Source organism: Kocuria aegyptia, from assembly GCF_039530085.1.
GTDB classification, from domain to species: domain Bacteria; phylum Actinomycetota; class Actinomycetes; order Actinomycetales; family Micrococcaceae; genus Kocuria; species Kocuria aegyptia.
In genome coordinates this window covers 1-239 of the sequence record NZ_BAAAOA010000039.1, presented here as the reverse complement: position 1 = coordinate 239, position 239 = coordinate 1, and the positions used below count along the sequence as shown (strand labels likewise).

Here is a 239-nt window from a genome sequence, read left to right as displayed (position 1 = left end):
CGCGGGTGGGCGCGCTGACCACGAGCTTGAGCAGCAGCGAGTCGAAGGTCGTGGCCACCCGGGTGCCGCGGTGCACCCCGGAGTCCACGCGCACGCCCGGGCCGGTCGGGGTGTCGACGGCCTGGACGGTGCCCCCGGAGGGCAGGAAACCGCGGCCGGGGTCCTCGGCGTTGATCCGGAACTCGAACGCGTGCCCGCGCGCGGGCGGGGTCTCGAGGACGGGCAGTGCCTCGCCGGCG

1 pseudogene is annotated in these 239 nt (G+C 77.0%); it reads right to left on the bottom strand.

From position 1 onward, the window contains the following. A pseudogene (locus ABD220_RS14010) lies at positions 1-239 on the bottom strand (acetyl-/propionyl-CoA carboxylase subunit alpha); the annotation flags it as partial.